This is a genomic window from Paenibacillus sp. 1A_MP2 (assembly GCF_052244825.1).
Lineage (GTDB): Bacteria > Bacillota > Bacilli > Paenibacillales > Paenibacillaceae > Paenibacillus > Paenibacillus vandeheii.
Map to the genome: position 1 here is coordinate 1,168,323 of NZ_JBQQCS010000001.1, position 16,568 is coordinate 1,184,890.

Sequence of the window (16,568 nt, forward strand, 5' to 3'; positions counted from 1 at the left end):
CCCATATGTAAATTCGGGGAACTTCGACAATATATAGTGACTATTATTTTAGACGATAGGGTGAGATACGGCAATGAGCGATATTATAATGAGCGACAAAACGTTCGAAATCGAGTCAGAGTTTTCTCCCAAGGTGATCAGCCTGTAGCCATTGAAGAGTTGGTGAAGGGTGTTCAGGAGGGGAAGAGATACCAGACGCTGCTGGGTGCAACCGGTACGGGTAAGACATTCACGATTGCACAGACGATTGCCAAGCTGCAACGTCCCACGCTGGTTATTGCCCACAATAAAACGCTGGCAGCACAGCTTGCAAGTGAGTTCAAAGACTTTTTTCCAAATAACATGGTTGAGTATTTTGTCAGTTACTACGATTACTTTCAGCCAGAGGCCTATATTCCCTCCTCGGATACGTATATCGAGAAGGATTCAAGTATTAATGAAGAGATTGATAAGTTGCGCCATGCGGCTACGAGTTCATTGTTTGAACGCAGGGATGTCATTATTGTAGCGAGTGTATCCTGCATCTATGGTTTAGGTTCGCCGCATTCGTATTCCAGCATGCTTCTGTCCTTGCGGGTAGGGATGGAGAAACCACGTAATCAGATTTTGTCGCGTCTGGTAGAGATTCAATATCAGCGAAATGACATTAACTTTGTGCGTGGCACGTTCCGCGTTCGCGGCGATGTTATCGAGATTTTCCCGGCATCGAAGGGTGAACATGCGATTCGGGTTGAATTGTTCGGTGATGAGATTGAGAAAATTACGGAGATTGACGTGTTAACCGGAGAACTGGTTGGCGAACGTGAACATATCGCTATTTTCCCGGCATCTCACTTCGTAACCCAAGAAGAAACGATGCGCGTCGCGCTGGTGAACATTGAGCGTGAACTGGAAGAGCGTCTTGAAGTGTTGAGAGAACAAGGTAAACTGCTGGAGGCTCAGCGACTGGAGCAACGCACACGGTACGATATCGAGATGATGAAGGAAGTCGGGTTCTGTTCAGGAATTGAGAACTATTCCGGACCACTGACATTCCGCGAACGTGGCGATACACCGTACACATTGATGGACTATTTTCCGGATGACATGTTGATTGTGGTCGATGAGTCCCACGTGACCTTGCCACAGATCCGTGCGATGTATAACGGTGACCAAGCACGGAAGACCGTACTGGTGGATCACGGTTTCCGTCTTCCATCTGCGCTGGATAACCGTCCGCTCAAATTCGAAGAGTTCGAGGGAAAGATGAATCAGATCATCTATGTATCTGCAACACCGGGTCCCTACGAGATTGAGCATACGGATACGATGGTACAACAGATCATTCGTCCAACGGGTCTGCTTGATCCAATTATTGAACTGCGTCCAACGAAGGGTCAGATCGATGACCTGATCAGTGAGATTAACGACCGGATTGCAAAAGATGAGCGGGTCCTGATCACCACATTAACGAAGAAGATGTCCGAGGATCTAACGGATTATCTCAAGGAGATCGGGATCAAGGTGCGTTATTTGCACTCCGAGATTAAGACGTTAGAGCGTATGGCGATACTGCGTGATCTCAGGCTGGGGGTTTTCCATGTACTGATCGGGATCAACTTGCTGAGGGAAGGTCTGGATCTTCCAGAAGTTTCTTTGGTAGCCATTTTGGATGCCGACAAGGAAGGCTTCCTGCGTTCTGAACGTTCACTGATCCAAACGATTGGCCGGGCGGCACGGAACAGCGAAGGTCGAGTCATTCTGTACGGTGACAAAGTGACGGATTCGATGGATAAGGCGATTAAGGAAACGGAACGCCGCCGCGCAATCCAGATTGAATATAACGAAAAGCATGGCATTACACCACAGACGATTCGGAAAAAAGTGCGTGATGTGATTGAAGCAACCAAAGTTGCCGAATCCAAAAAAGACTATCTTACAGGCGCTGCCGAGAAGATGTCGAAGAAGGATCGTCAGGCGCTTATTCAACGCCTAGAGGTAGAGATGAAGGATGCTGCCAAAAACCTGCAGTTTGAGCGTGCGGCTGAACTTCGCGATGCATTGTTGGAACTGCGCGCGGAGTAGCTCGTAAGGGCCGGTTGCAGGTTGTTTAGAGATAAGTAGAGGCACAGATAGTGAATATTTCGCTGCAAGGATAGATCTTCAACAAGAGAACGGCCGCGTGGCCGTTCTCTTGTTGAGTAAGGAAATCAATAATCTATCGATAATTAGGCATGTTGAAAACTTAAAATCAGGTCTATACTGATAGAGAAGTTGAAATTGGTTAAAAGGTTTATAGGAAAGCATTTGGAAGTTGTGTCCTTTGGAGCCGAGCCGAAGGTAATGGTGACCTCTCGTGAGCGAGGCAAAGCCGTGAGCGTCCCGGTGTTTAAGGGGAGCCGAGCCGAAGGCAATGGCGACCTCTCGCGAATGAGGCGGAGCCGTGAGCGTCCTCTCGTGGTAGAGGCAGCCGTCCAGGATACCGGCAAGAGCCGGAATCTTGGACGAAGCTGCGGGCACACAACAACCATTCACATAGCAAGACCCGACCATTCACCACGCACCGCCTGTTTCGGGTGTCCAGAGGGCTGCGCCCTCTGGGGCCCTCCCTTGGAAGGGAGGGTTTGGGAGGGATCGAAAAGCCTTTAATAAAGGTTGGAATTACAACATTGAGAGGATGAATACTATTGGCGAGCGAGAACATTGTCATCAAAGGCGCGCGAGCGCATAACCTCAAAAACATTGATATCACCATCCCGCGTGACCGTTTTGTCGTATTGACCGGTCTGAGTGGCTCAGGCAAGTCCTCGCTGGCTTTTGATACAATCTATGCCGAAGGACAACGACGTTACGTGGAATCATTATCGGCATATGCACGACAGTTTCTGGGGCAAATGGAGAAACCGGATGTCGATTCCATTGAAGGATTGTCGCCGGCTATTTCCATAGATCAGAAAACGACAAGTCGTAACCCGCGTTCTACCGTCGGAACCGTTACGGAAATCTATGATTACCTGCGTCTGTTATTTGCACGTGTGGGACATCCCCATTGTCCGGATCATGGCGTGGAGATCACCTCCCAGACCGTAGAGCAGATGGTAGACCGCGTGATGCAATATCCTGAACGGACCCGGCTGCAGATTTTGGCACCGATCGTTTCAGGCCGTAAGGGTGAACACAAAAGTGTGTTTTCCGATATTTCCAAACAAGGCTTTGTCCGTGTTCGGGTGAATGGGGAATTACGTGACCTGTCTGAAGATATCCAATTGGAAAAGAACAAGAAACACACGATTGAAGTCGTCGTTGACCGGATCGTGATTAAGGAAGATGTGCAATCACGTTTGGCCGATTCGATTGAGACTGCACTTAATCTGTCCGGTGGACAGCTGCTGGTAGATATTATGGGTGAAGAAGAACTGCGTTTCAGTTCCAACTTTGCCTGCCCAGTGTGCGGATTCAGCATTGAAGAGCTGGCACCACGGATGTTTTCTTTCAACAGTCCATTTGGGGCTTGTCCCGATTGTGATGGATTGGGCGTTAAAATGATTGTTGACCCGGATCTATTAGTACCGGATCGAAGTAAAACGATTGAAGAGGGTGCGTTTGACGCTTGGACAGGCGGTACATCCACCTATTATCCGCAATTCCTGAAGTCGGTATGTGAACACTTCAACATCCCGCAGAATGTGCCTGTAGAGGATCTTCCTGCAGAGCAGATGAACAAGCTGCTGCAGGGTACAGGTACGGAGAAAGTTCGTTTCCGGTACGAGAATGACTTTGGGCAACGGAAAGAAGCAATGGTTACCTTTGAAGGTATTGTGAATAACTTGGAGCGTCGTTACCGTGAGACAGCATCCGAAGGTATCCGAGAATTCATTGAAGGTTATATGAGTGCGAAGCCGTGTGGTTCTTGCAAAGGGCACAGACTGAAGCGTGAGAGTCTTGCCGTTACAATTAACGATCACAATATGGCGTATGTGACAAGCTTGTCCATTGGAGAAGCAGGTCGTTTCTTCGACTCACTGCAATTGAGTGAAAAAGAGCAAACCATTGCCAAACTGATTTTAAAAGAAATCAACAGCCGTCTTGGCTTCCTGGTGAACGTAGGCCTGGATTATTTGACCCTTAGCCGTGCTGCCGGAACGTTGTCCGGTGGTGAAGCCCAACGGATCAGGCTGGCGACACAAATTGGTTCCAGTCTGATGGGTGTACTGTACATTCTGGACGAGCCAAGTATAGGTCTGCATCAACGGGATAATGATCGTCTAATTTCTACACTCGCTCATATGCGGGATATCGGTAACACACTGATCGTGGTTGAACATGATGAAGATACGATGCTTGCTGCCGACTATATCATCGATATTGGTCCGGGTGCAGGTATCCACGGCGGCACTGTGATGTCCCAGGGAACACCGGAAGAAATCATGAATGACGAGAACTCGTTAACAGGTCAATATCTGAGTGGGCGTAAGTTTATTCCGGTACGTACCGAGCGCCGTAGTGTCGGGGACCGCTGGCTGGAAGTGCGCGGAGCGAAGGAAAACAACCTGAAAAACCTGAATGTAAAAATTCCGGTGGGTGTATTCACGGCTGTAACGGGTGTATCCGGCTCAGGTAAATCGACACTAATTAATGAGATTTTGTATAAAACGCTGGCTCGGGACTTGAACCGCGCACGGGTGCGCCCAGGTCAGCACAAAGAGATTCGGGGTCTGGAGCATATCGATAAGGTCATTGATATTGACCAGTCGCCAATCGGACGCACACCACGTTCCAACCCGGCTACCTATACGGGCGTCTTTGATGACATCCGTGATCTGTTTGCACAGACCAATGAAGCCAAAGTGCGCGGATACAAAAAAGGCCGGTTCAGTTTCAATATTAAAGGTGGACGTTGTGAAGCTTGTCGCGGGGACGGCATTATCAAGATCGAAATGCACTTCCTGCCAGATGTCTATGTCCCTTGCGAGGTCTGCAAAGGCAAACGGTACAATCGCGAAACCCTTGAAGTCAAATACAAAAATAAAAATATTGCAGATGTGCTGGGAATGACAGTAGAGGATGCAACGCAATTCTTCGAGAACATTCCTAAAATTCATCGCAAAATGCAAACCTTGCTTGACGTGGGGCTAGGCTACATTAACATTGGGCAGCCTGCAACAACCTTGTCCGGTGGTGAAGCACAACGTGTGAAACTTGCTTCTGAGCTGTATCGTCGCAGTACGGGTAAAACCATCTACATTCTGGATGAGCCAACCACAGGTCTGCACGTCGATGATATTGATCGCCTGCTGACCGTATTGCATCGTCTGGTGGATTCCGGAGAGTCAGTACTGGTGATCGAGCATAATCTGGATGTAATCAAAACAGCCGATTATGTCATTGATCTGGGTCCTGAGGGCGGAAGCGGTGGCGGAACCATTGTTGCGACAGGTACGCCAGAGGATATTATTAAAGTGGAAGCTTCTTATACAGGCAAGTACTTGAAGCCAGTATTGGAGCGGGATACAGAACGAAGCAAGACGCTACAATTGACGGAGTAGCTGCCCAAGGCTATCCTGAGAAAGTGGACATGGATCTACCTTTTCCGAGTAGTCATCTTTGGTAGTTCATTCAAACTAGCTGCAAGGCTATGTAGTACGGCTATAGGAATAAAATATTATCTAACCCTTCTTATTGCGAAGTGTGAGGCATCCATGTATCATCTGATGTTCTCGTCTTCCCAAGAGAAGGGTTTTCTGATATTGTGGCGTTTGGCCAATCTCAATATGACATGGGTGAAAGTGTTTACATATGCGATAGAGCAAGCATTCCATCAATCGACTGCCAAACTGGATTTTTTTCATTTTTCTGGATGATAGGGCTTGCATTACAGGCAGGGTACAGATAACATAGAGGAAGATATTAGGGTATGCGTTAGCATTCTGTATTTTGCATCACTTGAATCGGTTCTGGATACAAGTTGTAAATGAGAGTCTCATTTCAATTTACATCCTGCTGATTGGAATTCAATGATTGGGTTGTTGCAAAATGCATGTTCAACTATGGTGAGGAGGTCTGTCTATCCATGCTGTTTGCAGAAGCTGCCACGGCGAGTACTTCAAATTTTAATGCGTTTGATATTTTTGTCATCTTATTTACGATCCTGATTTTCATCGGAGTGGTACGCCTGATTCGTGCACCGAAGAAAAATTTGTTTGCTATCGGATTTGCAGTAGTCAGTCTGCTGGTATTTCTGTTGACCGACTATGCCATGATTACCGGTTGGTTTGGTTCATAGAGACACCGCTGAACTTATTTGAAAACAGCAAATAGAAGAACAGACAAACACTTTCCAGGGGAGTTTAGGAGGGTGTTTTTTTGTGTTTACAGAATGTGTGGAAATATGCGGGTTTTTTCTGTTGAAAAATAGGGCTTGAAGCGATTGTACAGGAATAATTTGTATGTTAAATTGAAGGATACCGGTATTGCAGATGGTAGAGAAAGAGATTCAGCAATGAGTCATATGGTTCGGTTGCATAACGGAAGATATATAGAGAGGGTTAGGTGAGAGAATGAGAGTGTTGGGGAAAAAGGGCGTAGCCACGCTGATGGCTGCTGTACTCTCGATCAGTGTTGCAGCAGCGGCTGGCGCAGCGGAGTCTTCATCAGGAATGCAAGCCAAAGTGGTAGATGGACAAGTATATGTTAGTTCAACAGATTTGGTCAAAGCACTCGGAGGAAGTGGTCAATATGATGCCAAATCCGGAACGTTTCAGTATAAGGGCAGTGAAGCAGTCCCAAAAGTAATTGAAAAAGTATCTCCGTCTGTTGTAGGCATCATCGGCAAATCTACTGAATTACAGGATGGCGTCACATCGGATCGTTATAATCTAGCTCATGGTACTGGCGTGATCATCCGCTCCAACGGCTGGATTGTGACGAATGCCCATGTGGTTGATGGGTTAACCGATCCGCTGGTTGTGACGACCGATGGCAATACATATAAAATCACCAAAACATACAGTGACCCGTTAAGCGATATCGCTTTGATCAAAATTAATGCCAAGTCTCTTCAACCGGCGACCTTTGCCAAAGCTTCACAGACAACCGTTGGAGAAACCGTTATTGCTATCGGTACACCGATATCCTTCTCTTTGCGTAACTCGGCAACAGTAGGCGTAATCAGTGGTCTTAATCGGGGAGTGGAGGCCACCTATCGATTGATTCAAACAGATACGGCCATAAACCCAGGCAACAGCGGCGGACCTCTGGTCAACCTCAAAGGCGAAGTCGTGGGTATTAACTCTATGAAATTTTCAGCAGTGGGTATCGAGAGCATGGGATTTTCGATTCCAGTAGATACCGTTCAATATATTATCAATCAGTTCTTTGAATACGGGAAAATCAAGCGTGCAAGCCTTGGCCTGCAACTGGAAGAGAGCTGGTCAGCGATTGTGGGCCTGCCTACAGATGATCCTTTGACGATTACCGGCGTACTGTCAGCTCAAGCGAAGAAAGCGAAAATCAAAGAGGGGGATGTGTTATACAGTGTGGCAGGCACACGTGTGTCCTCTGTGGTGGATATTAATGAGCTGCTCAAAAAGTATGTGCCAGGACAGAAAGTCAAACTGGTGATGCAAACGGAAGGCGATATTGTCACTCGTACGGTGGTCCTTGCTGATCGAGCGGATATCCAAGACGATGAAGATGAGCAGTTCCCTGTAGATGAAGACCAATAAAGCCCGGCGAGCAATCCGGATCCAGAGAGGACGAATGAACGGAATGAAGAAATCTTTTTTACGTGTGCTGAGCACAGGTATGTTAGCCGGGATGCTGAGTATTGGAGCGGCATTGCCTGCATGGGCATCCGATCTTACGACAAGCGAGCTGCGGATCACCGCAGGTAGTACGAGTGCCTACATCAATGGCAGCAAGCAGACAATCGCTAAACCATATAAATTCAAAGGGGTTACGATGGTTCCCGTCGGTGTATTTAAGAAGGCTTTTGGCAGCGAAATTCGACTGGAGAAGAATGATGTAGTCAAAGTCAAAGAAGGTCCGCATACCGTCACCTTAACGATTGGCAGTTCGATTGCCTGGGTGGATGGTATCAAAAAGAGATGGGCGCGGCCCCAAAAATGATGAACGGGGTGCTCATGGTGCCACTTCGCCCGGTAGCTGCGGGGATTGGCGCTACACTTGCCCCAAGCAGCTCAGGAGAGATGGTCATTCGTTTATTACAAACGGATGAATCGACGGATGACGACGAGGGCAGCATTAATCTGGATGAAGGCAAAACAAGAATTGGTAACAGTTATTATGGCTGGTCCATGAATTATCCATCCGACCTCATGATTCTGCAAACGGGTGAGCAGGAGCGCATGATGACTTTTGGCGCAGAGGACAGCAGTTATTATCTTGAAGTGTATGTGAGTGACCAGGATGTCAATCTGGACTCGGATGATTTGTTACAGCAACTTGTTCAGGAAGCCAAAGAGGCCGGAGATACAGTGCTTGATCGGGAATCGATTGCCAAAGGGAAAACCCCGTATGCCCGGATAGTGGTTAAAGATGCGGACGGTGTTTTATGGGAAATGCGTCAATATATCAAGGATGGTCGCCAATATGATGTATACCTCGCCGATTATGGAGCTCTGAATTACAAGGATCTGGGCAAACGTGCAGCGCTGCTCAACTCATTCCAACCTACGTATGTTCAGTCGGATCGTACGATTAAGGATCTTTCAACCGTGGATGAGGGTATGCGCGCTACCTGGAATGACGATTATGGCATTGAATTGAAGATTCCAGCAGGCTGGTCTATGGACAACACCCAGATGATATACGAAGCCAAGGATGGTGCATATCTGCAACTTCGTGTTACATCTGCACCGAAGGGTGCAACAGTCCAGGAGTGGAGCGGCCAACTGGACAAGTGGATGCGTGAGACGTTCACGCCTGAAAGTTATGAGCCGATCGGTTCGTATACGATGGATGTATCAGGCGAGACTGCCGAGGTGAATGAATTCCGTTATAACTTTGGCGATGGATGGCAGACGGAGTTCGATGTTCTTTTGCAAAAAAAACGGGTATCGTTACTATGCAGAGTATACGTTCCCTGAGGAGCAGACGAAGGACCGTGAATGGTTTAAGAGTATCATGAAGAGTGTTGAGATTGACTTTGATACGGTAGCCGATAATTTCGGACAGCTGGATGAAGACCCGTATTTGACAGATAAAACAAAATCCATCACACGAACATCCAAACGTTATCATTACAGTGTGGATATTCCACGTTACTGGACGCCGTACAATGACCGATTTGAGTATTCTCCTGTCGTTTATACGTTCACAGGGGGGCAATTCTCCATTGCCGCGAGTGAGGACAAATCCATTGAAATGACAGTCAGTCAACTTCGAGAGGCATATGCGGAAGCAACCAAAACACGTAAAAACTTCAAATTGATTAGCAGTGAGGAGATGACGTTTGCGGGTGTGCCTGCGTTTTCCTTCATCTATCATGAAGTGGACAATGGTGTGCCATATACCGGACGTCAGATTGTGTTTGAACAGAACGGAACGACGTATACGATAACAAGTGGGCTGAATGACGCCAACAAGACGGAAGTCCAGGCAGCAGCGCTGGAAAAAGCCGTGAACTCATTTACATTTATTAAATAATGCAAAATGCTGAAATAACAGAGATACATGTTGCCGGAGGGTCATAAGACCTTCCGGTTTATTATATTTTTATATCTATATAGATCCTTCGACTGAAGTGGTCGATGTAAACTGGAGCAAACATTTACACGATAACAGCGATCGGAAGGTTGTTCTGTCATCGGAGTGCCGAGTGTAAATATTTTTTAGATCAATGTATATAGTGTGCATCTATTGTTGTAGAGATGGAAATGAAAATGATAAACGGTTTTTTCAGGAAAGCGTAGAAGAGTCGTTGCAGAAGTGGTACACTATACTAGTTCAGGAGTTATGACTGCTGTTCTGAAAAATAAGAATGACTGTAGGCTTGGGAATCAGGCAATACAGACATAATGTATAGATATAGCGATACAGTGACAATGCAGGCGTATGGAATCAAGGTACAGGATTTAACGTACAGGGTACAGGGATGAAATCCGGCTATGCCGGTTATGGGGAGGATACACATGAAAACAGCAACAATACGAAGAGAAGACGTTGAGCTTCTGGCACCCGCAGGTGACTGGGACTGTATGCGTTCGGCGGTAGCCAACGGCGCGGATGCGATTTTCTTCGGAGTCGAAAAATTTAATGCACGGGCACGTGCGAACAATTTCCGTATGGACGAGCTGCCGGAGATTATGGCGTTTTTGCACAGTTATGGCGTAAAAGGTTTTTTGACCTTTAATATATTGATTTTTGAAAATGAATTGACGGATGCCAAAGAACTGATCGACGCTTGTGTCGATGCAGGTGTGGACGCCGTGATTGTACAGGATCTGGGCCTGGTCAAAATGATCCGCGAGATCTCACCGGACTTCCCGATTCACGGTTCAACCCAAATGACGATTACGTCACCGGAAGCGGTGGAGTTTACGAAGCCGTTTGATATGGAACGTGTCGTGCTTGGACGGGAGAACAACCTGAAGCAGATTCAGAAGATCGGAGAACAGGCGAAGTTGCCAATGGAGGTATTCGTGCACGGTGCGCTGTGTGTGTCCTATTCCGGGCAATGTTTGACTTCTGAAATGTGGGGCGGACGCTCCGCCAACCGTGGGGAATGTGCACAGGCTTGTCGTCTGCCGTACGACCTGATGGTGGATGGCGAGCATAAGCCGATGGGCGATGTAGCGTATCTGCTGTCTCCGAAGGATCTGGCTGCGATTGACTTGATGCCGGAACTGATCGAAGCGGGCGTAACTTCCTTCAAAATCGAAGGACGTCTCAAAACGCCGGAATACGTGGCCAACGTGGTTAGTAAATACCGCAAAGCGATCGACCGTTACTTTGATGGAGATAATACGCCTCCAAGTAAAGAAGAGGTTCGTGAATTGCAGCAGAGCTTCTCGCGTGGATTCACGCACGGTTTCCTGGACGGAACGAACAATAAACAACTGGTTGACGGTACGTTCCCTAAAAGCCGTGGCGTCTATCTGGGTCGTGTAGACCAAGTATTACGTGATGGTGTTGTCCTGAAGCTCGATGCACCAGTAAAACGTGGAGACGGAATCGTATTTGATGCCGGAGATCCGACGAAGAAGGAAGAAGGCGGACGTGTCTACGATGTACGTCGTAAAGGCGTGAAGCTTGAAGGCGAAGCGGAGGAAGGCTGGATCGTGGACGTCGTACCAGGCCGTAGTGACGTGGACCTGCGCCGCGTGAAAGTTGGCGACAAAGTATGGAAAACGAATGATCCGGCACTGGACAAACGTCTTCGTCAAAGCTTTGAAACCGAGAAGCCTTATCGTATCTTCCCGGTAAACGTGAAAGTCATCGGCAGCCCGGGGCAGCCGCTTAGCACCTGGTGGACGGACGTACAGAAGGGTACGACGGTCCGTGTGAATTCCGAGATGGAACTGGATATTGCCCAGAAGCGTCCTATGACGCACGAACTGCTCGAAGAGCAATTCGGACGTCTGGGCGGCACTGTATTCCAGCTGGAAGAGCTGGACGTCAACCTGCACGGTGACGTCATCATTCCGATGCGCGAGTTGAATAACATTCGCCGTCAGGCGGTGGAACAACTCGCGGGCGAGCGCCCTAAACCGCCCGTCTACGTGAAACGGGCGGTAGAAGTTTACGGCGATGCGGTTAAACCGGCATCGCCAGTCGCTCGCGGTCAAGCGGAGCTGACCGCGCTCTGCCGCAGCCTGCCACAAGTAGAGGCAGCGCTGGAAGCAGGCGTCGGCATGATCTACGCCGACTTTGAGTTTATCAAGCAGTTCCCGGCAGCAGTGGAAGCCGTTCGTGCCGCAGGCCGCAAGATTGCGTTGGCAACACCACGCATTCATATGCCTGGGGAGAACGGGTATCACAACAACATCCTGCGTTTGCAGCCGGATGCTGTGCTTGTACGTAATACGGGTGCATTGTACTTCTACTTGCGCCATCGGATGGAGAACCCGGATGCGAAGCACCCGGAATTGATCGGTGACTTCTCACTGAACATCGCCAACCACAAGGCAGTGGAACTGTTCCTGGAAGCGGGTTGCGACTGGATTACGCCTTCTTATGACCTGAACATTCAGCAAATGGTTGATTTGCTGGGACACTCCCGTACAAGTCAGACCGAAGTGGTTATTCATCAGCATCTGCCGATGTTCCATACCGAGCACTGTGTGTATTGTACGTTTATGAGTGAAGGAACAGACTTTACGAACTGTGGACGTCCATGTGAAGATCACCGTGCTTCTTTGCAAGACCGGATCGGCATGTCCCACCCTGTACGTGTGGACGAAGGCTGCCGCAATACCGTGTATAATGCGGTGGAGCAATCTGGTGCTGAATATCTGACCAACTTTATGGATCTAGGTGTATCCCGCTACCGTGTGGAATTCCTGGAGGAAACTCCAGAGCAGGTGCGCGAGGTTATTGATCTGTACAATCGTGCTCTGCGTGGCGAGATCAGTGGGACACAAGTATGGAAAACACTGAAAGCAACCAACCAGCTTGGCGTAACACGTGGTCAACTGGTGAAATAATAGACACCAGTATGCAAGGTTGCAACAATTATCACGACAATAAGTTGACATCTCAGATCATATTATTTTTCGATCCATAAATTGCCGCGACAGGCAACTGGCTTGAAGCAACCCCAATCTCTGCTTTACGGAGCTCTTGGGGTTTTTTCTATAAAAGAGACTTGAACTATACCGAGTTCAGATTTGTATGTGGTATCTTGTTTATCAGAGAATGTTTGCATCGGTGTATTGTTTATTATTGGCTAAGAAAGCTACAACACATGACATAGGAGGCGAAGAAGCGTGGCGCCATTCACGATGATGGATATCAAATTGCTGTGCGGGGTCACGGCATTCAAACGGGGAGAAGATTATAATTTATCTGGAAGAGTGACCAATCTGATTGTCAGCGAGGATGAGTGTCATTACGATGCTGTAGTTCGAGGGACCAAACGATATCAAGTAACGGTAGATCTGGATGAAACAGGTGAAATTGAAGCCTATTGCAACTGTCCTGCGTATGGCAACTATTATGACTATTGCAAGCATGTCGCTGCAGTCCTCCTGGCGATCAATGAACGGGGAAGAGGAACTGGGCGGCCATGCTGCGAACAATAAAGCGGACAAGAAGCAAGCCAAAAAGACTGAGGAGGGGAAAGGAAAGGAATTACTCAATCCAGTCATGGATTAATTTCTAATTCTGCTTTCGGCTACGACTCTGTTTCCAGAGTAGGCACACTGGTGGAAGAAAGTCATTGGGAACGTCCCGACTCTCTTCCAATTCAAGGCACCGTCGCGATTCTGACCTGAATCCACCCTCTGAACCTTTCGCTCAAGCAGGTCGACCAAGTTCTGCCCCTGGATGGGGAAGATCAGCAGATAAACCTTCGTACCGCACAGCGGATCAGATTCTTTCCATGTTTGCCAAAGAACGCAGCCCCTTGCATGCAAATGAGCGTAAATACACTGCGCCTGTGACCCGGTCTTCATTACGGGAGGAGCTGCAGTTCCAATTTATATGCAAGCTTGTGCAGGTTCACAAAGGCGGCGCCAAACTCGCGCTCGAACTGAAAGTAGGAAATAAACGCCTGTATGTCGTTCAGAAAGTGAAGCAATTCCTGAACTGCATTGAGAATGGTGAACCCATGTCGTTTACCAAGCTGTTTTTCTACGATCCGTCAATGCATTATTTTAGTCCCCAGGATCAGGCGATCCTGTCTATGCTTATTCGGATGAGGCAGAGTGAGGAAGCATACCGTGAGTCCATCTCGGGTTACTTGGGAGCTTCAGACGGCAGAGATATATTGATTGCTCCACTGGTCTGGAAGCCTCTACTGGATTTGCTGCTTCAGGCAGATAGCCGGATGGAGGGAACGGGGTTGGCGAATGGACCGCTCACTTTGGGTGAGGGGGCACTGCCTTTATTTTACCGTATTGCGCAGGGTACTAATGAAGGGTATCAGCTTGAAATTTCCGGATTGCGTGAGCTGATTCTTCTCCCAGCCTATGATGCTGCCGTGGTGGAAGGGCAATTGCATATGTTGGAGCCGATGCAGATGCGAAGTCTGGAGGATCTGAGCAGAGCGCTCACTTCTTATGGGATCAAGGAAAGTATCGATATTTCCGCTCAGCAGGTGGACGAATTCGTTCAGCATGTTGTGCCGGAACTGCGTACACTGGGGCATCTGTCCATCGACTCCCAGGTGAGAGAACGAATCGCAGAGCCGGAGCTTGCACCAAAGTTGTATATCGATTTCTATCGGGAACGGATTACAGCGCGTCTGGAGTTTGATTATGGTGTAATGGTGATTAATCCGCTGGCTGAATATTTGATTGATGAAGAAGAAAAAAGGTGATTTTGGTACGTGACCGCCATGCAGAGCGTAACCTTATCGACCGGCTAGATCGCTCTTTCCTGGAACGGGATGGAAGTGTATGGGCAAGTGAACGAGAAGACGCGATATATGATGTGATGTATCATCTGCTGCCGGAGCTTGAGAAGCAGGTAGATATCTATATCCCGAATGCCGTGAAGGCTATGGTGCAATCCTATCCGACACCGCCGAAAGTGCGGGCAGATCTGGGTAAAGGGTTGGACTGGCTGGAGATCTCATTCGAGATGGAAGGTGTAGATGAGCAGGAACTTCAGGAAATGATGCGTAACATCGTGGAAAAGAAACCGTATTTCCGTTTGCGCAGCGGTGTGTTTGTCTCTCTCGAAAATGAAGGGGCGGACAGCTTCGCACACATGGCGGATTCGCTTGGACTTGCTTCGGGCGACATCAAGAGCAGTCATATCCGCCTGCCTGCCGTTCGGGCTCTGCAGCTCCCTGGCCGGGACGAGGTTTCGGGACATGTGAAGTGGGGAAATTCCCTGAAACGTTTCCTGGATGATCTTCGTGATCCCGAGCGGATGGATTTTGCATTGCCGGATGCGCTTGCTCCTGTGCTGCGTGATTATCAGGCTAGTGGATATCAGTGGCTGCGTACACTCGCATTTTACCGATTTGGCGGCATTTTGGCCGATGATATGGGGCTTGGCAAAACGCTGCAAAGTATTGCCTATATCGCGGCAGAACTGAAAGAAAAGCCGCAACAGCACCATAGCAATCTTGATGATGCTAATCACATTGTTGATGGTGGAAATTTTGGAAGTAACATCCCGGATGAAGTAAAGGCCGGATTGTTGGATCAACATACTGCTCATCCTCCTGTACTCGTGGTTGCACCAGCTTCATTAACGTACAACTGGGCGAATGAATTTGCCCGATTTGCTCCGCATTTGCGAGTAATGATTGCAGCAGGTCAAAAAGATGAACGAGCCAGTATGCTCGCAGGCATGGATGACGCAGATGTTATTGTGACGTCCTACCCGCTATTGCGCCGCGATCTGGACACATATCTCGGAAGAACGTTTCATACGCTTATTTTGGATGAAGCCCAGGCGATCAAGAATTCTTCTTCGCAAACGGCTCAGGCTGTTAAACAGATTCAGGCACCACGTCGCTTCGCACTTACAGGAACACCCGTAGAAAACTCACTGGATGAGCTTTGGTCGATCTTTGAAGCGGTATTCCCGGGGTTGTTCCCTAGTTATCGCAGATTCCGGGATCTGCCTCCTGAGCGCATTGCCCGGATGGTCCGTCCGTTTATTCTCCGTCGTCTAAAGAAAGATGTGCTGGAAGAACTGCCGGATCGTATTGAAACCGTACAGCGCTCCGAGCTGAAGGACGAACAGAAGAAACTGTATGCCGCGTACCTGTCACAGCTTCAGGATGAGACATCCAAGGATATGGAAGAGAACGGTTTTCAGAAGAACCGCATCAAAATACTGGCAGGCATTACACGCCTGCGCCAGTTGTGCTGTCATCCCGCTCTCTTTGTGGAGGGTTATCAGGGAGATTCCGGGAAAATGGAGCAGCTGCTGGAGACGGTTCAGGATTGTCTGGCTGCGGGCAAGCGGATTCTCATCTTCTCCCAGTTCGCTAGCATGCTGAATTTGATTCGACAGACGCTCGCTGCACAGGGGAGAGATTTGTTCTACCTGGATGGTCAGACACCTGCACAGAGTCGGGTAGAGATGTGCCGCAGATTCAACGAGGGTGAAGCTGAGCTGTTTCTGATCTCGTTGAAGGCTGGCGGTACCGGATTGAACTTAACGGGTGCAGATACGGTTATTTTATATGACCTTTGGTGGAATCCCGCCGTGGAAGAACAGGCCATTGGACGCGCCCATCGTATGGGGCAGAAACAAGTCGTCCAGGTTATTCGTCTCGTTACGGAAGGGACGATTGAAGAGAAGATTCTGGAGCTGCAGCAGCGCAAAAAAGATCTGATTGCCGAAGTCATTGAACCTGGAGATGGAGGATCCACCACCTTATCCGAGCAGGATATTAGGGAATTGTTGATGGTATAATGAAGTCTAGCCATATTAGTTTTCGTTTC

At 48.4% G+C, this 16,568-nt stretch carries 10 protein-coding genes and 1 pseudogene; all 11 read left to right on the plus strand.

The annotated features are described in order from the left end of the window. Nucleotides 1-73 precede the first annotated feature (73 nt). Nucleotides 74-2,064, plus strand: a pseudogene (gene uvrB, locus ACTWJ7_RS05795) (excinuclease ABC subunit UvrB). A 602-nt stretch (nucleotides 2,065-2,666) separates the two neighbouring features. Continuing rightward, complete coding sequence (uvrA, locus tag ACTWJ7_RS05800) at nucleotides 2,667-5,525, plus strand: excinuclease ABC subunit UvrA (protein ID WP_024631566.1); 2,859 nt, start codon at nucleotides 2,667-2,669, stop codon at nucleotides 5,523-5,525. 524 nt (nucleotides 5,526-6,049) lie between these two features. Then, nucleotides 6,050-6,262 (plus strand): hypothetical protein, encoded by a 213-nt coding sequence (locus ACTWJ7_RS05805; RefSeq protein ID WP_024631564.1) that lies wholly within the window; start codon nucleotides 6,050-6,052, stop codon nucleotides 6,260-6,262. A 274-nt stretch (nucleotides 6,263-6,536) separates the two neighbouring features. Further along, nucleotides 6,537-7,703, plus strand: coding sequence for a S1C family serine protease (locus ACTWJ7_RS05810; RefSeq protein WP_301879997.1), 1,167 nt, complete (start codon nucleotides 6,537-6,539; stop codon nucleotides 7,701-7,703). Nucleotides 7,704-7,746: 43 nt separating this feature from the next. Beyond that, entirely contained in the window at nucleotides 7,747-8,106 is a 360-nt protein-coding gene (locus ACTWJ7_RS05815) for a stalk domain-containing protein (protein ID WP_443145190.1), read from the plus strand. Further along, the gene (locus ACTWJ7_RS05820) at nucleotides 8,085-9,086 is read left to right on the plus strand and encodes a hypothetical protein (protein WP_443145191.1); all 1,002 of its coding nucleotides are present in this window, start codon (nucleotides 8,085-8,087) and stop codon (nucleotides 9,084-9,086) included. The genes ACTWJ7_RS05815 and ACTWJ7_RS05820 overlap by 22 nt, the downstream gene beginning before the upstream one ends. Then, complete coding sequence (locus tag ACTWJ7_RS05825; RefSeq protein WP_443145192.1) at nucleotides 9,031-9,645, plus strand: PsbP-related protein; 615 nt, start codon at nucleotides 9,031-9,033, stop codon at nucleotides 9,643-9,645. The genes ACTWJ7_RS05820 and ACTWJ7_RS05825 overlap by 56 nt, the downstream gene beginning before the upstream one ends. A gap of 485 nt (nucleotides 9,646-10,130) precedes the next feature. After that, a complete protein-coding gene (locus ACTWJ7_RS05830; RefSeq protein WP_079350028.1) occupies nucleotides 10,131-12,644 on the plus strand; it encodes a U32 family peptidase in 2,514 nt (837 codons plus the stop codon). Between the two features lie 282 nt (nucleotides 12,645-12,926). Beyond that, complete coding sequence (locus tag ACTWJ7_RS05835) at nucleotides 12,927-13,241, plus strand: SWIM zinc finger family protein (RefSeq protein WP_443145193.1); 315 nt, start codon at nucleotides 12,927-12,929, stop codon at nucleotides 13,239-13,241. A gap of 137 nt (nucleotides 13,242-13,378) precedes the next feature. Next, nucleotides 13,379-14,479: an SNF2 helicase associated domain-containing protein gene (locus ACTWJ7_RS05840; RefSeq protein WP_443145194.1), complete on the plus strand. Its 1,101-nt coding sequence runs from the start codon at nucleotides 13,379-13,381 to the stop codon at nucleotides 14,477-14,479. Further along, nucleotides 14,476-16,539, plus strand: a complete 2,064-nt coding sequence (locus ACTWJ7_RS05845) for a DEAD/DEAH box helicase (protein ID WP_443145195.1) — start codon at nucleotides 14,476-14,478, stop codon at nucleotides 16,537-16,539. Before ACTWJ7_RS05840 ends, ACTWJ7_RS05845 begins: the two co-directional genes overlap by 4 nt. The last annotated feature ends 29 nt before the right edge of the window (nucleotides 16,540-16,568 follow it).